This window comes from Nocardia sp. NPDC058640 (genome assembly GCF_042716995.1).
Lineage (GTDB): Bacteria > Actinomycetota > Actinomycetes > Mycobacteriales > Mycobacteriaceae > Nocardia.
This window is the reverse complement of sequence record NZ_JBHXRG010000001.1, coordinates 884,492-907,003: the sequence shown is the minus strand read 5'-3', so window position 1 is coordinate 907,003 and position 22,512 is coordinate 884,492. Positions and strand designations below refer to the sequence as shown.

General features: G+C 67.8%; 14 protein-coding genes and 1 pseudogene. 7 read left to right on the top strand and 8 right to left on the bottom strand.

Features of this window, described 5'->3' with window-relative positions; all coding sequences use genetic code 11:
- Positions 1–54 precede the first annotated feature (54 nt).
- A pseudogene (locus ACFWU5_RS04365) lies at positions 55–427 on the top strand (hydroxymethylglutaryl-CoA lyase); the annotation flags it as partial.
- Here ACFWU5_RS04365 and fmdA read toward each other — a convergent pair.
- Positions 417–1,670: a formamidase gene (gene fmdA / locus ACFWU5_RS04360; RefSeq protein ID WP_379266116.1), complete on the bottom strand. Its 1,254-nt coding sequence runs from the start codon at positions 1,668–1,670 to the stop codon at positions 417–419. The pseudogene ACFWU5_RS04365 and the gene fmdA overlap by 11 nt on opposite strands.
- An 18-nt stretch (positions 1,671–1,688) precedes the next feature.
- Positions 1,689–1,967 carry an FmdB family zinc ribbon protein gene (locus ACFWU5_RS04355; RefSeq protein WP_379266115.1) on the bottom strand — a complete coding sequence of 93 codons (279 nt, stop codon included), beginning with the start codon at positions 1,965–1,967 and terminating at the stop codon, positions 1,689–1,691.
- Between the two features lie 234 nt (positions 1,968–2,201).
- Here ACFWU5_RS04355 and ACFWU5_RS04350 point away from each other — a divergent pair, with 234 nt between their 5' ends.
- The gene (locus tag ACFWU5_RS04350) at positions 2,202–3,917 is read left to right on the top strand and encodes a purine-cytosine permease family protein (RefSeq protein ID WP_379266114.1); all 1,716 of its coding nucleotides are present in this window, start codon (positions 2,202–2,204) and stop codon (positions 3,915–3,917) included.
- Positions 3,918–3,967: 50 nt separating this feature from the next.
- On the opposite strand, the gene ACFWU5_RS04345 is transcribed toward ACFWU5_RS04350, so the two are convergent.
- Positions 3,968–5,047, bottom strand: coding sequence for a substrate-binding domain-containing protein (locus ACFWU5_RS04345; RefSeq protein ID WP_379266113.1), 1,080 nt, complete (start codon positions 5,045–5,047; stop codon positions 3,968–3,970).
- 52 nt (positions 5,048–5,099) lie between these two features.
- On the opposite strand from ACFWU5_RS04345, the gene ACFWU5_RS04340 reads away from it, so the two are divergent.
- The 3 genes from ACFWU5_RS04340 to ACFWU5_RS04330 all read left to right on the top strand — a co-directional run bounded on the left by ACFWU5_RS04340 (position 5,100) and on the right by ACFWU5_RS04330 (position 8,931).
- Positions 5,100–5,552, top strand: a complete 453-nt coding sequence (locus tag ACFWU5_RS04340; RefSeq protein ID WP_379266112.1) for a MarR family winged helix-turn-helix transcriptional regulator — start codon at positions 5,100–5,102, stop codon at positions 5,550–5,552.
- A gap of 74 nt (positions 5,553–5,626) precedes the next feature.
- Positions 5,627–6,403: an ABC transporter ATP-binding protein gene (locus ACFWU5_RS04335; protein ID WP_379240124.1), complete on the top strand. Its 777-nt coding sequence runs from the start codon at positions 5,627–5,629 to the stop codon at positions 6,401–6,403.
- Positions 6,400–8,931 carry an ABC transporter permease gene (locus ACFWU5_RS04330; protein ID WP_379266111.1) on the top strand — a complete coding sequence of 844 codons (2,532 nt, stop codon included), beginning with the start codon at positions 6,400–6,402 and terminating at the stop codon, positions 8,929–8,931. Before ACFWU5_RS04335 ends, ACFWU5_RS04330 begins: the two co-directional genes overlap by 4 nt.
- A gap of 92 nt (positions 8,932–9,023) precedes the next feature.
- On the opposite strand, the gene ACFWU5_RS04325 is transcribed toward ACFWU5_RS04330, so the two are convergent.
- From ACFWU5_RS04325 to ACFWU5_RS04305, 5 genes are all read right to left on the bottom strand, one after another.
- A complete protein-coding gene (locus ACFWU5_RS04325; RefSeq protein WP_379240126.1) occupies positions 9,024–11,156 on the bottom strand; it encodes an ADP-ribosylglycohydrolase family protein in 2,133 nt (710 codons plus the stop codon).
- A 193-nt stretch (positions 11,157–11,349) separates the two neighbouring features.
- Positions 11,350–12,513: a VWA domain-containing protein gene (locus ACFWU5_RS04320; RefSeq protein WP_379240127.1), complete on the bottom strand. Its 1,164-nt coding sequence runs from the start codon at positions 12,511–12,513 to the stop codon at positions 11,350–11,352.
- Between the two features lie 160 nt (positions 12,514–12,673).
- Complete coding sequence (locus ACFWU5_RS04315) at positions 12,674–15,163, bottom strand: DUF5682 family protein (protein ID WP_379266110.1); 2,490 nt, start codon at positions 15,161–15,163, stop codon at positions 12,674–12,676.
- 49 nt (positions 15,164–15,212) lie between these two features.
- A complete protein-coding gene (locus tag ACFWU5_RS04310; RefSeq protein WP_379266109.1) occupies positions 15,213–16,313 on the bottom strand; it encodes an AAA family ATPase in 1,101 nt (366 codons plus the stop codon).
- A complete protein-coding gene (locus ACFWU5_RS04305) occupies positions 16,310–19,231 on the bottom strand; it encodes a DUF5691 domain-containing protein (RefSeq protein WP_379266108.1) in 2,922 nt (973 codons plus the stop codon). Before ACFWU5_RS04305 ends, ACFWU5_RS04310 begins: the two co-directional genes overlap by 4 nt.
- A gap of 401 nt (positions 19,232–19,632) precedes the next feature.
- On the opposite strand from ACFWU5_RS04305, the gene ACFWU5_RS04300 reads away from it, so the two are divergent.
- A complete protein-coding gene (locus tag ACFWU5_RS04300; RefSeq protein ID WP_379266107.1) occupies positions 19,633–22,035 on the top strand; it encodes an AAA family ATPase in 2,403 nt (800 codons plus the stop codon).
- Positions 22,032–22,457, top strand: a complete 426-nt coding sequence (locus tag ACFWU5_RS04295; protein ID WP_379240132.1) for a hypothetical protein — start codon at positions 22,032–22,034, stop codon at positions 22,455–22,457. The genes ACFWU5_RS04300 and ACFWU5_RS04295 overlap by 4 nt, the downstream gene beginning before the upstream one ends.
- Positions 22,458–22,512: the final 55 nt, after the last annotated feature.

Here is a 22,512-nt window from a genome sequence, read left to right as displayed (position 1 = left end):
ATCCCGGATGGCGCGGTTTACGGTGGCCAGCCAGCCAGCCAGCCCGAGTCCTGGGCCATCGCCAACGACCCCCGCACCCTCGGCGCCACCGACATCGTCGTGGCCGACACCCTCGGCCAGGTATACCCCGGCCAAGTAACCGCCCCGGTCTCCGCAGTCCGCGACACCACTCCGCCGCGCCGTATCGTGTTCCACGGCCACGACACGTGGGGCATGGGCGTAGACAACACGCTCGTCGCCGTCGCCGCGGGAGCCACCATGGTCGACGGCGCGCTCGGCGGCCTAGGTCTGGTTCACCCCCGCAACCCTGGCCGAGCTTGTGACGCCCGCCGAGAACCTCCTCACAGACCTCGGCGAGCCCAACCGTTCCCGCGCCGCCGAAGGCGCCCGCTCGAAAGCAGCCGTCTTCGACTGGGTCATCGAGTAGCGCGCGGCGCCCCCATTCCTGGGTCGATCCGAACCGGGCCCGCGGCGGTCGGCACAATCGGGAAGTCGAAGATCGCGGTCGGCAGATACACCGTCGCGCACGAGTTCGGAATGTCGACGACGCCGGAGAACCTTCCTTCGATCGGGGCCGCGCCGAGCAGCAGATACGCCTGCTCGGGGCTGTAGCCGAACTTGGTCAGGTAGTCGATGGCGTGCAAGCAGGCGCGTTCGAACGACAACTGCGAATCCAGGTAGCGCTGTTCACCCTTCAATGTCACCGAAGTGCCGGAGAAGGCCAGGAACTCGGTGTAGTTCGGGCCCTCATTGCCGGGCATGAAGATCGCGTTCTCTGATACGCCGTAGAGCTCCATCCCGTTCTTGATCAGGTCGACGCGCAGGTCGATGAACCCGCCCATCTCGATCGCGCCGCAGAAGGTGATCTCGCCGTCGCCCTGGGAGAAGTGCAGGTCACCGACCGACAGCTTCGCGCCGTCGACGAACACCGGATAGAACACCCGACTGCCTCTGGTGAGGTTCTTGATGTCCTGGTTGCCGCCGTTCTCCCGCGGCGGCGCAGTGCGGGCGGCCTCGCCGGCGGCCAGGTCGAAGGCGGCACCGGTCAGCGATCCGAGGATGGCGTCCTGAGGTTCGGGCGGCAGGGCGAGCGGGGGCACCCGGTGCGGGTCGGTGGCGATCAGTGCACCTTCACGGGCGTTCCACTTCGACAACAGCGCGGCCGACGGCGCGGTCCCCATCAGGCCGGGGTGCATGATGCCGGTGAACTTCACGCCGGGGACGTGGCGCGAGGTAGTGGTGTGGCCGCTGAAATCCCAGATTGCCTTGTAAGCGTCGGGGAAGTGTTCGGTGAGGAAGCCGCCGCCGTTGTCGGTGGCGAAAATGCCGGTGTAGCCCCAACCTTGGCCGGCGAGGGGACCCGAGTCCTCCTGCGGGATCGGGCCGATGTCGAGGATGTCGACGATCAGCAGGTCACCGGGCTGGGCGCCCTCCACCGCGAAGGGGCCCGACAGGCAGTGCACGGTGCTCAGCGGCGCGTTGAGGACGTCCTCGGCCGAGTCGTCGTTGACGATCGCGCCGTCGAACCATTCGCGCACGTGCACCCGGAACTCGTCGCCCGGTTTCACGGTCACCGGGGCGGGGATGTCGGGATGCCAGCGGTTGTGGCCCACGTGGGTCTGGTCGGTGAACTTCTTGGCCGAGTCGAGCGGAAAGAGCAGTTCGGGCATGTCGGAAGTCCTTCGGTTTCAGGGGCGGGGGAGGGTGCGGTGCAGGGGGTTTCGGGTCACCGGCGCCTTGCTCCGGCCGGCGGGCGCGCCGACGACGGCCGGCTCGTCGGCGGTGCGGGTGGTCGCCTCGATCAGCCGGGCCGCGGCGGAGCCGGTACCGAGCAACCCCGCGACGGCGAACCCGCGCTTGCTCGGTGCCGCGCAGTCGGGGCAGTCGGTGACCTGGGGGATCGCGCTCATCGGGAAGCTCTGATCGAAGCCGCCGCAGTCGCCGCAGCGGAACCGGTAGAGGGGCACTGAAGAATCACCTCATTTACTTTCACTTGAACATGTTGCGTATGGGTTCGATGGAAGGCGGTGTCGATCTCGACCGCCTTTCCGCAGTGTGACGTTCGTATTACCGTACCGAGGGCTCGTATCGCGGACATTAATTTTCAAATGAATTATCGCCGCTTGAAAATATTGCGCCTAGCGTCTGCCTTGCTCGGCCCTTCAGCCCCGCCGCAGCGAGACAAGCTAGGAGAACCACCGATGAGTACTGCACAACCCTCCACCGGGAGCAGGTGGTCGCGCTTCCAGGCGTGGGCCGCCAAGGACAACATCGAGGACTACTCACTGCGCTACGCGCCGAAGTCCTTTCGTCGCTGGAGCCCGATGGCGTGCTCGGTCACCGCACTCGGCGGCATCGCCTACCTCGCCGACTACTCCATCGGCGCCTCGATCGCGGTGACCCACGGTGCGTCGAGCGCGGTGGTGGCGATCCTGGTCGCGGCGGTGACCATCTTCCTCACCGGCATCCCGATCTCGTACTACGCCGCCAAGTACAACCTGGACATGGATCTGCTGACCCGCGGCGCCGGCTTCGGCTACTTCGGCTCGACCCTCACCAGCCTGATCTACGCCAGCTTCTGCTTCATATTCTTCGCGCTCGAGGGCGCGATCATGGCGCAGGCGATGCTGGTGGCGTTTCACATGCCACTGTGGCTGGGCTATCTCGTCGGCTCGATCGTCATCATTCCGCTGGTCCTCTACGGCATGGCGGCGCTGGCCAAGTTCCAGGTGTGGACCCAGCCGCTGTGGTTGATCCTGTTCGCCGCGCCCCTGGTGATGATCGCCGCCGCCGACCCGACCGGGTTCGACGGCTTCCTGTCCTGGGCGGGCAACGACGGCAGCACGAAGGTGAGCGCGATCGCGGTCGGCGCGGGAGCTGGTGTGGCGCTGTCGCTCATCGCGCAGATCGGTGAACAGGTCGACTACCTGCGCTTCATGCCGGAGAAATCGGAAACTTCGCCACTGCGCTGGTGGGCTGCGGTACTGGCGGCAGGCCCCGGCTGGGTCATTCTCGGCGCGGCCAAGCAGATCTGTGGCGCGTTCCTCGCGTTCTACGTCGCAGGTCAGGTCGGATTCACCAGGGCCACCGAGCCGATCGAACAATTCCTCGGCGCGTACGGCTCGGTCATCCACAACCATGCGGTCGCGTTGACCATCGCCACGGTGATGGTGCTGCTCTCGCAGATCAAGATCAACGTCACCAACGCCTATTCGGGTTCGCTGTCGTGGTCGAACTTCTTCTCCCGGGTGCTGCACATGCACCCCGGCCGCGTCGTGTGGCTCGGCCTGCACATCGTGATCGCGACAACGTTGATGCTGGCCGACATGTTCACGGTGCTCAACACGATTCTCGGCTTCTACTCCAATGTCGCCATCGCCTGGATCGGCGCCATCGGGGCCGACATGGTGATCAACAAGGGCATTCTGAAGATCAGCCCGTCCTACATCGAATTCAAACGGGCGTACCTGTACCCGATCAACCCGGTCGGGTTCGTGTCCATGTTGGCCGGTTCGGCGCTGTCGATCACCGCCTACTTCGGCGCGTTCGGTCCGCTGTTGGCAGCGTGGTCGCCCTATCTCGCGCTGGCGGTCGCGATGGTGCTCACGCCGATCATCGCGATCGTCACCAAGGGTAAGTACTACCTGGCGCGACCCAATCCGCTGCGTGAGGAGATCGAGAAGGAACCGCTGTGGGCGGGCCAGACCCTCCAGGATGTGGTTGACGGGAAGAGCTACGAGCTGCCGGATATGGTGCACGACTGCCCGTTCCACGGCGGTCCGATCTCTTCGCTCACTTGCACATTGACCAAGGGCTGCCACGAGATGTGCCAGTCGCCGTCCTACGTCGACGGTGTCGGTGCGGTGGAACTCGGTTTGCCGGTGCCGAAGCCGCGCGCATCGGTCGAAGTCGGGTGAGGTCAGTGTCCCGACCGGTCAGCACCGCCCGGTCGGGACACTGCCGTCGTTCAGGAATTCAGTTCGGTGAGCACACTGAACTGCAGTGCGTCGGCGTCGGCCAGGTAGACCGGCTGGGTCGTATGCGACCCACGGACCATCACCTCGCCGCGCGGCCCGCAATAACTGACCCGACCAGCGTTGCGTTCGATCGCGCGCAGGTCCAGGCTGCGGGCCGACTCGGCCAGCGACGCGAACAACAGCACTCCTTCGTAACAGGATTCGCCGATGTTGTTCAACGCGGGCGCGAAGGTGCCGAAGCGGCTGCTGTACCTACTGCCGAAATCCATCGCGGCCGTGGAGACGACGCCCTCGAAATAGCCAGAGGCAGTGAGCAATCCGTGCGAGGAATTCGCGCCACCTGCATACAGCACGTCCTCGCCGATCATCATCGACAGCCGCAGCTTGTCGTGATCGAGGCCGGCCCGGGCGAAAGCCTGGTTGAATGCGGCGCAGTCGGCACCGACCATGAACAGCAGCACGCCCTGAGCGGTAGAGGTACGAATCAGGTCGAGCGCGGCTCCGAATCGGCGGCCGCCCAGCGGTACGTAGGTTTCGCCGACAATCGTGATATCGGTGTCCGCAGCGAATTCACGAGTGGCCCTCGCGGTTTCGCGGGGCCAAACGTAGTCGTTGCCGACCACGCACCACCGGCTGATGCCGAGTTCGCTTCGAAGCCACCGCAAGGCGGGGAACAGCTGTTGGTCGGGGGTCTCGCCGACCATGTAGACGCCGTCGGAATCCTCGCCGCCCTCGTAGAAGGTGGTGTAGACGTAGGGCACCCGGCCTGCGGTCTGTGGGGTGATCGCCTTGCGCGCATTGGACAGATGCCAGCCGATGACACCGTCGATCTGACCGCGTTCGATCATCCGGTCGATGCGCATGGCCAGCTCAGGCAGCGAGGCACCGGCGTCGACGGGATGCAAACGCACCGGCCGATCGAGGATGCCGCCCACGCGGTTGATGTCCTCGGCGGCCAGCGTCGCGCAGGCTTCCGAGGACGGACCGAACATGCCTGCCGGTCCGCTCAGCGGGATCACCAGCGCGATGTCGACCGTGTCGCGGGTGGGGCGAATCACCAGAATCACCACCGTATATTTTCATTTGAATATGCACCATACGGCGTTGTATATAGTTGCTGTTGTGGACGATAGCACTGGACCGGCAGCCCTCGCAGAGTTGGCGCGTTCGCTGCGCCAAGTCTCACAGGAGCTGGATCGCACTCTGGCCACCTGTCTGGGGGAGCCCTCGGTCGCCCGCTGGCACGTGCTCGGCGCGGTCGCCGATGGTGCGGGGCGGTCCATGTCACAGCTGGCCGAGGCGAGTCTGCTCACCGGCGCGAGCCTGACCAGGCTGATCGACGCCATGATCAACGACAATCTGGTACTGCGCAAAGTCGACGATCACGACCGGCGCCGGGTGCTGGTGTTTCCGACACGGCGCGGGATGCTCACCCACGAGGTGATGACGCGCGCAGTCGAACAGAGCGGGCTCGCGGTTCCGGCACCCGAACACGATCGGCTAGTCGTGGCGCTGGCCGACATCCTCGACCGGGTACGGCTGGCGGACTCGGCGCCGCTGAGCAGCGTGGGCTAAGAGGTCAGTAAGACCTGGGGTATCAGGGGGATCCCGGATGGCGCGGTTTACGGTGGCCAGCCAGACTGGACAGCATGACTTCGCACGCCATGGGGACCGAGGCCGTCGACGCGGCGGCCGCCACCGATATCGCGGCCGCCGCATTAGATCTGGTCAAGCTGTACGGATCGGGAGATACACAGGTCAAGGCCCTGGACGGGGTGTCGGCGGACTTCGCCAAGGGGGAGTTCACCGCGATCATGGGGCCGTCGGGGTCGGGTAAGTCGACGCTGATGCACTGCCTGGCCGGCCTGGACAGTGCCAGCTCGGGCACGGTCAGCATCGGTGACACCGCGCTCACGGGGCTGTCCGACAAGCAGATGACGGCGCTGCGGCGGGATCGGATCGGGTTCGTGTTCCAGGCGTTCAACCTGGTTCCCACGCTCACCGCGCTCGAGAACATCACCCTGCCGCTGGATATCGCGGGCCGCAAACCCGACCAGGAGTGGCTCGACACCGTCGTGAAGCGGCTGGGTCTGGGCGACCGGCTCTCGCATCGGCCCAGCGAACTGTCCGGTGGGCAGCAGCAGCGGGTGGCGTGTGCGCGGGCGCTGGTGGGCAAGCCGGAGATCATCTTCGGCGACGAGCCAACGGGCAACCTGGATTCGCATTCCTCGGGTGAGGTGCTGTCGATCCTGCGCGCCTCGGTCGACGAGTTCAACCAGACCGTGGTGATCGTGACCCACGATCCGCGCGCGGCCGCCTATGCCGACCGGGTCGTGTTCCTCGCCGATGGCCGGATCGTGGATGAGCTGCGTGCGCCGACTCAGGATTCGATCCTCGACCGGATGAAGGCGCTGGAAGCCCGATGAGTAACCCGATGCGCAAGGTCGCCTTGCGTAACCTCGCCGCGCACAAGGTGCGCTTGGCATTGACCCTGTTGTCGGTGGTGCTCGGCACCGCCTTCATCTCCGGATCGTTCGTCTTCACCGACACTTTGCAGCGCACTTTTGATGGGATTTTCGAAGGCCAGGCACGCGGCGTGGACGTGCGCGTGGGCCCTTCGGATCGCCAATCACTGGGTCTACCAACCAATATCGTCGACGCGCTGGCCAAGACCGAGGGTGTCGAACGGGTCGCGCCCGCGGTGAACGGCCCGGTCGTGTTGCTGGAACCCGACGGCAAGAAAGCCGTACAGACCGGTGGCGCACCGAGTTTCGGCCTGTCCTATATGCCGCCGGAGAAGGCTGTCGAAGCGCCGGACAAGTTCGTGGCGGGCGCGGCACCCATCCAGACCAACGAGATCGCGCTCAACACCGGCGGTGCCGAGAAGGCCGGACTGAAGGTCGGCGACAAGACCAAGGTGCTGATTCCGTCCAAGGGTGACCCGTTCGAGGTGACCCTGACCGGCATCTACGAGATGGCCGGGACCGACGGCGGCGGTCTGGTCGCGGTGATGTTCACCGAACCGCAGGCGCGGCAGCTGTTCACCGACGGCTCGCACGTCGCGTACGCGGATATCGCGGCCGCGCCGGGCATTTCGGCCGACGACCTGCGCGACCAGCTGGCCGCGGGCCTGCCCGATTACAAGGTGCAGAACTCCGAGCAGGTCCGCGAGGACATGAAGAAGCAGATCTCCGACGCGCTCACCTTCATCAATTACTTCCTGCTCGCCTTCGGCGCGATCGCACTGATCGTGGGCACGTTCATCATCTACAACACCTTCTCGATGATCGTGGCGCAGCGACTGCGCGAACTCGCGCTGCTGCGCGCGATCGGCGCCAGCCGTGCGCAAGTCGGACGGTCGGTGGTCGGTGAGGCCATCGTGATCGGTTTGATCGGCAGTGCACTCGGGTTGGCCGCGGGTATCGGGTTGGCGTACGGGTTGTCGGCGTTGCTCAACGCGTTCGATCTTGGGCTGCCCACCGGTTCGTTGACGGTGCTGCCGCGTACCGCGATCGTCGCGCTGGCCGTGGGTTTGATCGTGACCGTGGCCAGTGCGTACGCACCTGCCCGTCGCGCTTCGAAGGTGCCGCCGGTCGAGGCGATGCGGTCCGAATTCGCCAGTGCCGGTGACTCTTTGCGTGTCCGTACCGCGATCGGCGCGGTCATGGCCGTTGCCGGTGGCGTGCTCGTGTACGTGGGTGCGCAGGGCACCGGCAAGGGCGCGGCGGTGACCGTCGGTGTCGGCGCGCTGGCCCTGATTCTGGCGGTGCTGCTGGCCGCGCCCGCGTTGTCGCGGCCGATGGTGCTCGTGCTCGGTGTGCTCACCCGGCCGTTCGGTCCGATCGGGCAGATGGCGCGCAACAACGCCACCCGCAACCCACGTCGCACCGCCGCCACCGCGTTCGCGCTCACGCTGGGCCTGATGCTGGTCTCGGCGATCGGCATCTTCGGCGCCTCGGCGAAAACCAGCGTCGGTGAGCTCATCGACAAGGGCGTGAAGGCCGAATATGTGCTCGCCGGACCGCAGATGATCGGTGCGCCGATCGGCGCGGTCGAAGCGGTGCGCACCCAGGTGCCGGGGATCGGCGATGTCACCGGGGTCAGGGCCGTCGCGTTCAAGGTCGGCGACGACCAGACCATGGCTACCTCACCGGACGGTCCGATCGACCCGGTGATGGACATCGACATGATCAGCGGCACCAGCACCATCCCCGCGGGTGGCACGCTCGTCAGCGAGACCGAGGCCACCGATCGTGGGTGGAAGGTGGGCGACAAGGTCGGCATCACCAGCCTGGACAAGAAGCAGCTCGAGCTCACCGTGTCGGGCATCTACGCCGACTCGCAGCTGCTGGGCCCGATGGTCGTGGATCCCGGCGTCTACGAGCAGTTGATGCCACAGAGCCTGCGCACCAACATCTACGTATTGGTCAAGGCCGAGGCGGGCGCGGACCTCACGGCGATGCGGGCGAACCTGGAGAAGGCCACCGAACCGTTCGTGGTGGTGCAGGTCCAAGACCACGAGCAGTTCAAGGGCGCACAGGGCAAACAGATCGACACCCTGCTCGCCATTCTGTATGGCCTGCTCGCACTGGCCGTGGTGATCGCGGTGCTCGGCATCATCAACACCCTGGCCCTGTCGGTGGTGGAGCGTCGCCGCGAAATCGGCATGCTGCGCGCGGTCGGCACCCAGCGTGCCCAGGTGCGCCGCACGATCTACCTGGAATCCATGCTGATCGCCATCTTCGGCGCGATCGTCGGACTGGTGCTGGGCATCGCGCTGGGCGTCGGATTCCTGCGTACCTTGCGCGATATGGGCATCAACGAGATCACCATTCCGTGGTCGCAGTTGCTGATCGTGTTGGTCGCGTCCGGTGTGGTGGGTGTGCTGGCGGCGGTGTGGCCGGGTGTGCGGGCCGCGCGAACGCCTCCGCTGGCGGCTATCGCTGACCTGTAGTTCCGTTGAGACCGGCGTCATCGCACACTTCGCGGCCCGATAGTCAGAATTCTGACTGGGAGCCGACGAAGTGTGCGATTACGCCGGTTCTTCTATGCGGGGTAGCGGTCGTACCAGGTCTTGGTCGGCTGGCCGTTGGTCGTCGGTGGGGTGAGGCCGAATTCGGTGCAGTAGTCGGTGGCCAGCAGGTCGAGGATGCGGCGGGCGTCGACGGTGTGGGCCCAGGTTCGGGGCAGGGCGGAGTGGCCGTAGCGGGCGCCGAGCAGGCTGCCGGTGATCGAGCCGGTGGCGTCGCTGTCACCGGAGTGATTGACCGACAACAGCAGTCCGGTGCGGACGATGTCGTGCGGTGTACCGCCCAGGCCCTCGGCGGCCAGGGTCGCGAAGACGGCGATCGACAGGGCTTCGGGGCCGATCCAGCCTTGACCTAGGGTTTCGACGTCTTCCGCAGTGGGATAGCGTCTTTCGCGTTCGATGCGGGTGGCCAGTCGGTGTGCCGCGTTGAGGGCGGCCGCGGTTTCCTCGTGGCCGGGGTAATTCGCCAGTTCGATTCGGGCGCGCGACAACGCGGTGGCGGTGTCGGTGCCGCGCGACAGTTGGTAGATCAGCGCGGACAGCGTCCCCGCCGGGAGCCAGCCGCTGGGGTGGCCGTGCGTGAGAGCTGCTGCATCGCAACCCAATTCGAAGATCGCGTCGGTGACCGCACCGGAACGGTCTGCGGCGTAACCGAATCCGCACGGGGCCGCGCGCATCACCGCGCCACTGCCCTTGGAGTGGTTGATGGGCTGGTCGCGGGTGCCCAGCGGACTCGTCGGCGCTTGCCGGGCGGCCGCCTGACGCAGCGCGGAGTGGACCGAATCGGCCACGCCGCGTTGCTCGATCAGCTCGGGGTAGGCGCGCAGGGCGCTGTAGAGCGGGTTCGGTTGGTCCGGAAAGTCGGTGATCTGCCCGCGCAACCACACGAGCAGACCCTGCTGCAGCAGACCCATCGTGCCGCCGACGCCGGTCGCCCTGGCTCGCACCGAACCTCGGATGAGCGCTTCCACGGTGAAAGCCGTGAGCTGCGTTTCCTCGGAGATACGCAGCGGGTCCACGTCGGTGAGCCCGGCACGGCCGTAGACGTCTCTGATCTGGTGCAGTGCCATGGTTTCGATCGGGGCGCCAAGGGCGTCACCGATCGCGCCGCCGAGCAGACAACCGCTGACCCGCTGTGCCCACATCGATTCGGCCGTCGCCTGGCGCGGGGCATTGCCGTTGCGGACTTCCGAGCGCGACCCGGCGCTGGTCGGCAGGGGAGCCGAGGTCGTTGATCGCGGGGCACGGGTTTCGGGCTCGGTCTGCACACGGTGGATCGACGGCACCGGTTCACGTCCCGAGGACGGGCGTCGGCGCAGGGCGTCGGTGAGTGCGGTGGCGAAGGCGGTGCAGGTGGGGAAGCGGTGTTCGCGGTCTTTGGCCATGGCTTTGGACAGCACGGCGTCGACTGCGGTGGGCAGGGCGGTGCGGCGGCTGCTCGCCGCGGGTGGTGGGTTGTTGAGGTGGCCGAGCATGACCGTGGCGGGGTTGGCGGCGTCGAAGGGGCCGGTGCCGGTGAGCAGACGAAACACCGTGCAGGCCAAGGAGTATTGGTCACCACGGCCATCGAGCGGGGCGCTGCTGAGTTGTTCGGGGGAGGCGTAGGCGATGGTGGCGGTGAATTGGCCGGTGCGGGTCAGGCCGCCGGTGTCGCCGAGCAGTTTCGCGATGCCGAAGTCGGTGAGCACGACCCGTTCGTCGAAGCCGGCACCCACGCCCGCGGTGCGCGAGAGCAGGATGTTGGCGGGCTTCACGTCACGGTGCAGGACGCCCTGGCGGTGGGCGTAGTCCAGGGCGCTCGCGGTCTGGGTGACGATCTGGGCGATGCGGTCGATGCCGAACTGCTGCACCGGAACTGCCGAGGCGTCGGTGCCGTCGACGAACTGCATGGCGATCCACAGGCGTTCCTCGTCGACGCCGCGGTCGTAGACGGTGATGATGTTGGGGTGATCGAGCTGGGCGATCAGGTCGGCTTCGCGTTCGAATCTGGCCCGGATCTCCATGTCGGAGAACAGGTCTCGGTGCATGAGCTTCAACGCAGTCAGGCGCGGCAGCCTGCGGTCCCTGGCCGCGTACACCGCACCCATCCCCCCGCGCCCCAGTTCCCGTTCGATGACGAAACCGGCGAACACCGACCCGCGCCGCAACATCGCCCCACCCCGTTCATCGAACCTATCGTTGGCAGCCTAGTAGGCGCAGGCGCTGAACGCGTCCTAGTCTCGCGCACCCGGTCGTAGCGGACACCGGCCGCAGTCGTCGAGCGCGCGTGGTCAGCGCGGCCCGCTGAGGTGGCCCAGCGCCCGCGAGATCCGCGAGCTCACAGGATCGGCCGATGAACGTCGGCTACACCGCCGGGGCGTGGGTGTCGGCCCAGCGGGTGATGTCGCCGCGGTCCAGGGCCGTGGCCAGTAAGTCGGGGAACTTGTCCGGGGTGCAGGCGAAGGCGGGGATGCCGAGGGCTGCCAGGGCGGCGGCGTTGTCGTGGTCGTAGGCGGGGGCGCCTTCGTCGGACAGGGCGAGCAGGACCACTACCTGCACGCCTGCCTCTTTCATCGCGTTGCAGCGGCGCAGCATCTCGTTGCGGACGCCGCCCTCGTAGAGGTCGGAGATGAGCACGAACAGGGTGTCGGTGGGGCGGGTGATCAGGGTTTGGGAGTAGGCGATGGCGCGGTTGATGTCGGTGCCGCCGCCCAATTGGGTGCCGAACAGGACGTCGACGGGGTCGCTGAGTTTGTCGGTGAGGTCGACGATCTCGGTGTCGAACACGACCAGCGAGGTCTTCAACGACCGCATCGACGCCAGCACGGCGCCGAACACCGAGGCGTACACGACGCTGGCCGCCATCGAACCGGATTGGTCGATGGCCAGGACCACATCGCGCTGGATCGACTGCGATTTGCGGCCGTAGCCGACCAGGCGTTCGGGCACGATGGTGCGGTGTTCGGGCAGGTAGTTGGCCAGATTCTTGCGGATGGTGCGGTTGAAATCGATATCGCGCAGCTTCGGGCGGTGGGTGCGGGCGGCGCGGTTGATGGCGCCGGAGACCGCGGCCACGGTCTTGGCGGCGATGCGCTGCTCGATCTCGCGCACCACCTTCTCCACCACCATGCGCGCGGTGGCCTTGGTGGTTTCGGGCATCACGCTGTTGAGGCTGAGCAGGGTGCCCACCAGGTGCACGTCGGGTTCCACCGACTCCAGCAGTTCGGGTTCCAGCAGCAGTTGGGTGAGGTTCAGGCGGTCGACGGCGTCGCGCTGCATCACCTCGACCACGGTCGCGGGGAAGTAGTTGCGGATGTCGCCGAGCCAGCGGGCCACGCGGGGCGCTGAACTGCCCAGTCCGCCAGAGCGTTTCGACGACGCGCCGCCCTCGCCGGTGTTGTAGAGGGCTCCCAGTGCCTGGTCCATCGACTGGTCGGCGCCGGAGGACAGGCCGCCGAGTTGGTCTTCGGCTGCGGACCCGAGCACGAGACGCCAACGGCGAGACTGGGTTTCGTCGGGTGCGGTCATCGGTGCTCCTAGTTGTCGAGCGAGAGATCTGGATGCGGTGCCGGGCGCTGGGCCGCCCGCGATTCGCGGTGCGCGACCCTCCGTGGCGCTATGGGCCACTGGATTCGAAGTCGCGCATGGCCGGGCCACAGGTGAGGCGTCAGGTGGCTGCGGAGGCATGTCACCCTGCTGCTCCGAGGATTGCGGTCGCCGCGCGCAGTGCAAGTTGCCCGCGGATCGGGTCGATTGCAGCGGGTGAGGCGGCGGTGATCGATGCTGAGCCGGTATCTCGCAGGGACTGGCTGATGGCTCGGCGTTCGCCGGATTCGAAGGAGCCGAAGGTGCGGCGCAGCAGCGGGAGGGTGGCGACGAACTGGTCCTCGTCGAGGGCCCGAAGCCATTCGTCGATGCGGCGCAACAACTCTCGGTCGTGGACTAACAACAGCCCACGTCCGCCGAGGAAGCCGTCGATCCAGGCGGCCTTGGCGGCGGGGGTGTTGCCGATGGACAGGGCGGCGGCGAGGCGGCGGGCGGAGTCGGCGTCGTCGATGCGTTCGGCGTCGCACAGCAGGCGCACCGCGCGGCCGCCGATCGCGCCGTGGACGTCGTCGCGGTCGGCGATGCGCTGCAGGGTGGCCAGCCATTCGGTGGTGGCGTGCTCGTCGTCGCGGGTGCTGATGGCGGTGTGCGCGGCGTCGATCTGGGTGCGCAGGGCTTGCGCGGCGTCGGTGTCCAGGCCGGTGACCGCGCCGGGCAGACCCGCGCAGATCCGGACCAGCAGGCCGTCGGCGACGTGGATGAGTGCCTTGGTGTCGGTGCCGCGGACGTCGCCGTAGCGCAGGGTGCGGGTGAGGCCGGGCAGGGCGCTGAGCAGGTGGGTGACGTCGTGGTCGAGGGCGGCGGCCGCGTCGAGTCTGGTGATCAAACCGTCGGTGGCACCGCCCAAGTCGGCGAGTAGTGCGGTTTCCAGTGCGTCGGCCAGTTCGGTGACGGTGACGCCGTCGCGGCCGGCGGTGTCGAGGATTTTCGTTTCCGCCGCGGTGCGCAGGGTGGTTCCCCAGATCGCGGCTTCGACGATGCTGACCTCGAATTCGGGTTCCCAGCGCAGGGTCCAGCTCTCGCGGAACGTGCCGGTGCTGCGGACTTCGCCGACGGTCGGTGTGCCCCAGCCGATGCCGAGCAGGCGCAGGCGATGCAGCAGGTGCGAACGTTCGACGTCGCGTTCCTTGCGCAGGTCCAGGTCGAGATTGCGGGCAAGCGCCTCCTGCTTGAGCCGCAGGGTTTTGCTGCGCGCCCGCAGATCCGCCGCCAGCGGGACCGTCGGGGTGTCCTCGGGGACGCCCCCCAGTGTTTCGCCGACAACGAGTTCGTCGATGACCAGCCGCAGCATGGTCTCGTCGCCACCGCACATCACCGACCGCACAGCCTCGGTGACCTCGGACAAGCCGGGTAGTGGCCGCTCGCGCAACGCCGCCAGGGTGTCCGCCAGCCGCACCGCCTCGATGATGTGCGCGCTGGACACCGGCAGATCGTGCCTGCGCAACACCCCGGCGACCTTGGTCAGCCAGCGCGCCACCGGCCGCTCGGTCTCGGTGAACAGGTGGTGGTACCAGCCGGGCGAGGTGACACCCGCCCCGTAGCCGGAGCCCGCCGCCAGTCGCGAATGGGTCCACGGCACCCAGGTGAGTGCCGCCTTGGTCTTCGGTAGGCCCTTGAGCAGGCGCATATCCGGCGCGGCTGGGCCGAGTGGGCCGGTCAGCGCGGGTGCGTGCCACGCGCCGCACACCACTGCCAACCGCTTCGCACCGCCCTTGAGGACCTGTCGCATCACCTGCCGCATATGCGCCTCGCGCACCAAGGTGTGCTGATCGACGATCAGTGGTGCGAGGGTGGCAGCGTCTTCGTCCGATGGCATCGGGAGTTCGAATCCAGCTGTAGCTGAAGATGTTTCGAGCTGAGGCGTCGCCCCGCTCGACGGTGCCGCGCTGCCCGGCTGAACCGGGCCGCCTAGCTGCGTCGCATCGCCCGGCGGGGCAGCGTCGCGTGGCTGCGTTGCATCGCCCGGCTGTGTCGCGCTGCCGGGTGATTCCGTGTGGATGGCATCTTCGCGTAGTGCTGCCATTGCTTCGGTGATGGCGTCGAAAGCCGTGCTGTCGGGGACGGATTCGACGACGGCGTCCCACCAGCGTTCGGCGTCGTCGTAGCCTGCGGCGGCGGCCAGGGCGGCGAGAGGGTCGCCGCTGTTTGTGCGGGTGTCGTCTTCGGCGGCGAGGACGGTGGTGGCCGGGAGGTCGCAGAAGCGGACCGGGACGGCGTGGTCGACGCCGTAGCGCATGGCCTGCCATTCGGGGGAGAACACCGCGAACGGCCAGAAGGCGGCGCGTGCGGGGGAATCCGGGACGTAGGCGAGCAGGGCCACCGGTGGGGTCATCGTGTCGGCGGCCACGAACCCGACCAGGGGGTCGGCGTCGGAGGGGCCCTCGATGAGGATCGCGTCGGGGCGGAACTCCTCGAGCGCGTGGCGCAGCGAGCGCGCGGATCCCGGCCCGTGGTGGCGGATGCCGAACACCCGCGTCACGGGCGCCCCCTCGGTGTCTGGGCGGACGCCGTTGTCGGCTGCCGATGCGTCGGCGTCTGGCACCGATCGGGCGTGGCCGGTGTGTTCACTCATCGAAATCCCCATGTGCGCTGTGTGTTCCGTCCTCCCTCGGCGTCGGTTCTCAGTTCGAGATCTCGCGGCAGGCCCGGTAGAAGTCGGCCCAGTCGGGGCGTTCCCGGACTACGGCTTCGAGGTATTCGGTCCAGACGACCGAGTCCGCTACCGGGTCCTTGATGACCGAGCCCAGGACCGCGCCCGCGATGTCGGAGGCGCGTAGGACGCCGTCGCCGAAGTGGGCGGACAGGGCCAGTCCGTTGGTGATCACCGAGATCGCCTCGGCGGTGGACAGGGTGCCCGACGGGGATTTGAGTTTGGTGCGGCCGTCGGCGGTGATGCCGGATCGCAGTTCGCGGAACACTCGCACCACGCGGCGGACTTCCTCGGCGGCGGCGGGCACCGAGGGCAATTCCAGTGCGGCGCCGAGCTGTTCGACGCGGCGGCTGACGATGGCGACCTCGGAGTCCTCGTCGGCGGGCAGCGGCAGCACCACGGTGTTGAAGCGGCGGCGCAGCGCCGAGGACAGGTCGTTCACGCCGCGGTCGCGGTCGTTGGCGGTGGCGATCACGTTGAAACCCTTGGCGGCCTGCACTTCTCCGCCCAGTTCGGGGACCGGCAGGGTCTTCTCGGACAGGATGGTGATCAGCGCATCCTGCACGTCGGAGGGGATGCGGGTGAGTTCTTCGATGCGGGCGATGGCGCCGGTGCGCATGGCGGTCATGACCGGGGAGGGGACAAGGGCGGCGTCGCTGGGTCCTTCGGCGAGCAGGCGGGCGTAGTTCCAGCCGTAGCGGATCGCCTCCTCGGCGGTGCCGGAGGTGCCCTGCACCAGCAGGGTGGACTCGCCACTGATCGCGGCGGAAAGATGTTCCGATACCCAGGTTTTCGCCGTGCCGGGCACACCGAGCAACAGCAACGCCCGGTCGGTGGCCAGGGTGGCGACCGCGACCTCCATCAGCCGACGCGGACCGACGTACTTGGGCGTGATCACGGTGCCGTCGTCGAGGGTGCCCCCGAGGATATAGGTGACCACCGCCCACGGCGACAGCTTCCATGACGGCGGTCGGACGCGGTCGTCGACGCGAGCCAGGGCAGCCAGTTCGTCGGCGAAGGCCTGTTCGGCGTGCGGGCGCAGCAGGGTGGTGGACGGTTCGGTGGTGGTCATCGCAGCTCCTCGAGCATGGTGGCGCGGTCGGTGAGATCGTGGGCTAGCCGGTGGAAGGCCTGTTGCCAGGCGGGATCCTCGGTGGTGTCGGCCATGGCGGTGATGCGTTCGGCCAGGTCGATGGGCAGGTGCACGCTGGCCGCGGTGAGCAGCGCGCGGTCGGTGTAGACGCCCGCGCCGGCGTGCGGTTGGCGGGCAGTGGTGCGGGCGCGTTCGCTGAGGAGGCGCAGCACGTGGGCGGCCACGGGTTCGGGCCATGGGTGATCCAGGCCGGGCAGGATCGCGTGGAGTTCGTTGAGTTGGTGGGCGTCCAGGTCGAGGACGTGGTCGATCCGGTCGGCTGTATCGAGCAGGGTGAACAGTTCGCGACGGCGTAATACGGCCTGTTCGGTGGGGGTCGCGTGGGCGAATAGTGCACGGGCCCAGGCGGTGTCACGTTGGGCGAGGGTGCCGTCGACCCAGCCGTCCACGATCGCCTTGGCGTAGCGGGGTGGCAGGGACAGGCTCAACGCGGTGGTCGCGGTGGTGTCGCCGGTGGCGTGGACGATCGGTGCCCAAGCGCCCAGTGGCGTCGCGGCTATCGTTTGGTGGAGGGTCTTGATAGTCGAATCGGGTGTGTCCCAGCGCATTTTCGGCTGATCGGTGCCGTCGGTGATGCCGTCGCGGCGGGCCTGCGCATCGACCTCGGCGGGCACGGTTACTTCGACAGTGCCGTCGTCGTCCACTCGAATCCAGGACGCCACCAGGGTCGCCATCCGTGCGCCGAACGCTGCGTCGGGGAGCTTGTTCAGCAAGGTGGTGGCCGTGCGCCGGACATCGCCGCGTCGATCGTCCAGTGCCCGCTCGAGCAGGTCTTCGTCCGCGCGGCTGAGCCCGTCCTCGAGCAACGCCAGCAGCTCCGCCTTGACCGGGCCTGACTCCTTCGGCCACGCCGCCGTCAGCACGGCGAGTGCGGCAGCCGGGTCGGCCCGGCGGGTGCGCGCGAACCAGTCCTTGCGCTCACCGGCGGTGCCGAACAGCCAAACATCGTGTGCTGCAGGTGTTCCCGCATCAGCGCCCCCCGTCTCGGGCACTGGGTGGTCGGTCGACACATCCGAAAGGGACGTGGATGTGTCGCTGGGGAACTCGTCGACCAGTTTCGCCCAGGCGGGGTTGTGGGCGGCGAGCCAGCGGCCGCGGCGGCCTGCCAGGCGCAGCAGTGGTGCTCGCAGGGACGTGTCGGAGGCGGCGGCGAGTGCCTGCACGCACAGCACGTCAGGGAGTCGGAAGTCGAACGGTGTCGCCGCCGCGAACCATTCGGGCAGGAAGGGGGACTTCGCGGCCAGGAGGCGGCTGAGGCGGTCGGCGGCGGGGCGCGGGAGTAGTGGGCGCGGATCATCCACTGCCGGTTGGGGTTTCGAAGCGGTTCGGGGGAGTTGGCCGCCGCGTAGGTAGAGGTCTTGTAGCGCGGCGGTGTGGAGCAGGCGGGTGGCCGGTTCGCCCGCGTGCTGGGGTACGGCGGTCGCGACCGCGGAGTCGACAGCGATGTTGTCGGCGCTGCGGCGGGCGGTGCCCAGCAGGGCTACGGAAACGAGTTCAGCCAGTGCGGGGGTAGCGGTGGTTTCGGTGGGGAACTCGGTTTCCAGATCGCTCACCTCACCAGCGCTGAACACCGAGATCGGGTCGAACCCATCGGCTCGCCACTCCCCGCAGACCGTCACGGGGTGGCCGCCGGCGACCGCGATCAACCGCCACGGGTGCACGCCCGCGGGCAACGGCAGCGCGGTGCCGTCGGCGGCGACGAGCTGCCAGCCGGTGTCGTCGAGCACCGGCACGACATCGGCCAGCAGCGCGGGCCAGGATCGCAACCACGGATCTCGGCTCAGCGCGTCGGCGTACGCATCCAGTGCCGCATCGATCGTCGTGCCGCCGACCGCGGGGATGGTTGTGAAAGGTTCGGGTACGCCGTGGCGAGTGCCCCAGTGTGCGCGCAGGGATGCCGCGCCGGGGTAGTAGTGCAGGTCGGCATCCACCTCGTGGCCGGGCGCGGGCACTTCGCCGGTGAAATTCGGTGTGGCGAAAGAATGTTCGATCAGCAGCGCCCACCGACCGCTGGTTCGTCCGCGTAGCCAGGTGCGGCGGGTGTGCAGGCGTTCCTCCTCGCTCGCCCGCATCCCGAGCACCAGCCAGTGATCGCGCACCGCGGGCTCGGTCAGCACCGATTCGGCGGGGGTCGGGTACCCGATATGGGTTCGGATGCCCGCTTGCAACGGCTCGGGCAGCGCGTCGAGCCTGCGATGGGCCAACACCAGCAGGTGCAGGCGGGCGTACTCGCGCAGCAGCAGCTCGGGCCAGTGTTCAGTGGTGACCACGGCAGCCGGCAGCCTGCGCAGAGCTTCCGCGATGCGGGGCGCCTGCGCATCGACCATGCGTGCCGCGATCGACTCGTAGGCGGCGAACGAACGGTCGGTCTGAGCCAACCCCGTGCGGATCTGATCGGTCAACCAGACCTCGAGCTCGGTCAACCCGGCCGCCACCCGGGTGCGCCGCTGTTCGACGGTGGCCTGCGACGGCACTGCCTTGGCCTTCGGCGCAGGGGCGGCTTTCACAGCCCGCCCAGCCAACCACTCGGCCGCGAAATCGGCCGGCGCACGCAGCACAGGCACCTGCCCGCTCGACCACGACAGCAACAGCGACAACGTGTGCTTACACGGGAACTTTCGGCTCGGGCACGAGCACTTGTACGCGGGCCCGTCCAGATCGACGATCGCCTGATACGGCTTCGCGCCACTGCCCTGACACAGCCCCCACACCGCGTTGTCGGCGGTACCGCACTCGCGCCAGCGACCGGCCAGCTTGCGCGCGGCAGCCAGCGAGCTCGCATCGGGCGCCAGCGCACGGACCTGTTCCTCGGTCCACGGCGTGCGTTGCTCGGTCATCGGTTCCCCCGTTCTCTGTTGCCGAAATATCTACCGCAACCCACCGACAACAAACGGTGCCGACGACAAAACTCCTGGAAAACACTGCCGCAGCGATATTTTCACGCACCAGGGCTTGCCGTGCACGTCAACATCTGGCATTCTGACCTGTTCGGCTCGCCCGGACCGCCCGCGCTGCTCGACGCAGCGTATCGCGGGTGTGAACACCGCATCGAGCTGCCCGTAGGGGTGGGCGAGGGGTGGACATCGAGGGCCCGGCGCGGCAGCACGATGACCATTCCACTCCCGCGGGCAGATTCGTGCGGGACACTGCGCATCCCCTGGGCGAACGCCCGGCGATCGGGTAGCGTTTGCTCCCAGGATCGCCGCGTTGTGCGCGGGCGCGAAGGGGGATGCCGCAAGTGTGCTCGGATCGGATCGCGGAGGTGGTCGCGCGCGAGCTCGCCGCCGACCCGGCTGTGGAGGAACGGGTCGGCGACTGCGTGCTCGCCGCACTCACCGCTGTCGACAGTGGCACGGCCGCAACGGATTCCGGCGACACCGGGGTGTTCCTGCGGTCGATCACCGTGCAGGGTTTTCGCGGGATCGGGCCTGCGGCGACGCTGCGCTTGAACCCGGGGCCCGGACTGACCCTGGTGGTCGGTCGCAACGGCAGCGGGAAATCCAGTTTCGCCGAAGCCGCGGAGTTCGCGTTGACCGGCGGGAATCGGCGGTGGGACGGACGGTCGATCGCCTGGCGGGAAGGGTGGCGCAACCTGCACGAACCCGAGGACACCCGGATCGACGTCGAACTGCTCACCGCGGGCGAGCAACCCCAGCTCACCGTGAGTACCAGCTGGGACGCCAATGCTGAACTGGCACAGGCACAATGGATGGAGCAGCGAGGCCAGGAGTCGGCCACCTCGGTGGACCCGCGTGCCCGCAGACAACAGCTGGACCTGTACCGGCCCTTCCTGTCCTACAGCGAACTCGGCGCACTGGTCGACGGGAAGCCGAGCGACCTGTTCGACGCGCTGCACCGACTGCTCGGCCTCGACGAATTATCCGATGCCGCAGAACAAATCAGGCTCAGAAAGCTGGAACTCGAACGCGCGGTGCGTGATTCGCGTCAATCTCGAGCTGATCTGCTGGTCGAACTCGATGAAGCCGACGATGATCGCGCCCGCAGCGTGGCCGAGCTGCTGCGTGCGCCGGAACCCGATCTCGACGCGGTCGCCAAGGCGGTGGACGACTCGGTCCTCGGCATCGACGGACCGGAGGGCCTACGCGCGATCCTGCGGCTGACATTGCCCGACACGGCGCAAGTAACCACCGCCGCCGACCGGCTCGCCGCTGCGTGCAGGGAGGTGGCTGTTCACGCAACCGCTGATAGCGATGCCGACTTGCGGGTGCTCGAATTGCTCACGCGCGCACGCGAACACGTCACAGCCTCGGGATCCTGCGCCTGTCCGGTGTGTGGTCGCGGCGATCTCGACATCGAGTGGATTACTTCCGCGGATCGCGAAATCGAGGACCGTGCAAGTGAACTCGCGGCGCTGCGTGCAGCCACGGCGGAACGCGGTGCGGCTCTCGTTGCGGCACGGGCCCTGCCATCGACAGTGCCGGACTCCCTGCACAAGCTGCGCGGCGCCGTGTGGCACCTGTGGTCGGAGTGGGCCGCGCTGGCCACGGCTGACTGCGACGATCAGTTTCCAGATCGCCTGCGCACGGTTCACGCCGAACTCAGCACCGAACTCGCTGCGTTGCAAGCAAATACACGCACAGAACTGGATCACCTGGACGCGGTGTGGTCGCCCTTGGTCCCCCGCATCCTTGCCTGGCTAGATCCCGCCCGAGCCGTCGCCGACCACGCCAGCGAGCTGCGCATCGTCAAGAAGGCCGCCGACTGGCTCAAGTCCGCCACGGCGACGATCCGTGGCCAGCGGATGCAGCCCTTGGAGACCACTGCCCGCTGGGTGTGGGGCACCCTCCGCCAGCACAGCAATGTGGAGCTCGGAGCGATCCGCTTGCAGGGCAGTGCGGGCACGGCGCGACGGGTACTGCTCGATGTCACCGTCGACGAGGTGGACGGTGCCGCACTCGGAGTGATGAGCCAGGGCGAACTGCACGCGCTCGGGCTGTCGCTGTTCCTGCCACGGGCAACGGTGGCGGACAGTCCATTTCGGTTCTTGATGATCGATGACCCGGTGCAGGCGATGGACCCCGCGAAGGTCGACGGACTCGCGAGGGTGCTCGCGGAGGTTGCGGCCTCACGGCAGGTGGTGGTGTTCACCCATGACGAGCGGCTCGCCGAAGCGGTGCGGCGGATGCAACTCGACGCGACCGTGCTCGAAGTCCAGCGTCGCGAACGGTCGATCGTCGAGGTGCGCGTGACCGGCGACCCGGTACGCCGCTACCTCGACGATGCCCGATCCCTTTTGCGCACACCACAACTCCCGCCCGCCATCGCCGACGAACTCGTCGCGACCTGCTGCCGCTCGGCCATCGAAGCCGCCGGACTGGCGAAGGCACGCCAGGAACTCCTCGCCGCGGGTCTCGCGCACGGGGAAGTGGAACGGCGCGTGCGCAACGCCCACACCACCCGCGCGATGATCACCCTCGCCATCATGGGCGTCGGTGCGCGCGTGGACGACCTGAACAAGCACCTGAGCACAGTCGGCGGACGCTGGCTGGTCGGTGTGCTCAGGGACGCCACGGCGGGCGCGCACGTGCCGATCGACCGCCCGATGCGTGAATTGATCAGCGACACCGAACGATTCGTCACCTGGCTACGCGCACACGAGCCGAACGCGGTGCGTACGTGAACCGTCGAGGCAGGCCGTCGCGGGCGAAGTTCAGCCCGCGCCCCTCGGTGGCGGCCCGACTCGAAGCGGCCGAGAACTTGCTCGACGGCTCGGTGTCCGATGCCGGTGGCGTGTGGTCGCGGGCAGTGGCGTGGATTCTGCGATTGGCGCTCGAGCAGGCGGTGGACCAGTTGTGGGCACAGGTCGCGCCCGAGCTGATGCGCTGTCCGATGCGGGCGCAGCTGCTCGCGTTGCGCGTCTACGCCGGGCCGGAAACCGCTGGTCAGGTAGGTGCGGTGTGGGCAGCCCTGTCACGGGCGGCACATCACCTCGACTACGAGATGGCCCCCAGCGTCACCGACCTGCGGCGCTGGCGGGATCAGACCGCGGAGTTGGCGCGGGTGCTGGAACTGGCACCGCTGGCACACCAGCCGTTCGGATGATCTCCGCAGTGATAGTTTTGGGCCGCTACCTACTGATCACACGAGGACATGGGTA

Excerpts from the sequence above, each read along its gene's own strand:
- fmdA (WP_379266116.1), bottom strand. The coding sequence starts at position 1,670 with ATGCCCGAACTGCTCTTTCCGCTCGACTCGGCCAAGAAGTTCACCGAC.
- ACFWU5_RS04350 (WP_379266114.1), top strand. The coding sequence starts at position 2,202 with ATGAGTACTGCACAACCCTCCACCGGGAGCAGGTGGTCGCGCTTCCAG.
- ACFWU5_RS04335 (WP_379240124.1), top strand. The coding sequence starts at position 5,627 with ATGACTTCGCACGCCATGGGGACCGAGGCCGTCGACGCGGCGGCCGCC.
- ACFWU5_RS04330 (WP_379266111.1), top strand. The coding sequence starts at position 6,400 with ATGAGTAACCCGATGCGCAAGGTCGCCTTGCGTAACCTCGCCGCGCAC.
- ACFWU5_RS04325 (WP_379240126.1), bottom strand. The coding sequence starts at position 11,156 with ATGTTGCGGCGCGGGTCGGTGTTCGCCGGTTTCGTCATCGAACGGGAA.
- ACFWU5_RS04320 (WP_379240127.1), bottom strand. The coding sequence starts at position 12,513 with ATGACCGCACCCGACGAAACCCAGTCTCGCCGTTGGCGTCTCGTGCTC.
- ACFWU5_RS04315 (WP_379266110.1), bottom strand. The coding sequence starts at position 15,163 with ATGAGTGAACACACCGGCCACGCCCGATCGGTGCCAGACGCCGACGCA.
- ACFWU5_RS04310 (WP_379266109.1), bottom strand. The coding sequence starts at position 16,313 with ATGACCACCACCGAACCGTCCACCACCCTGCTGCGCCCGCACGCCGAA.
- ACFWU5_RS04305 (WP_379266108.1), bottom strand. The coding sequence starts at position 19,231 with ATGACCGAGCAACGCACGCCGTGGACCGAGGAACAGGTCCGTGCGCTG.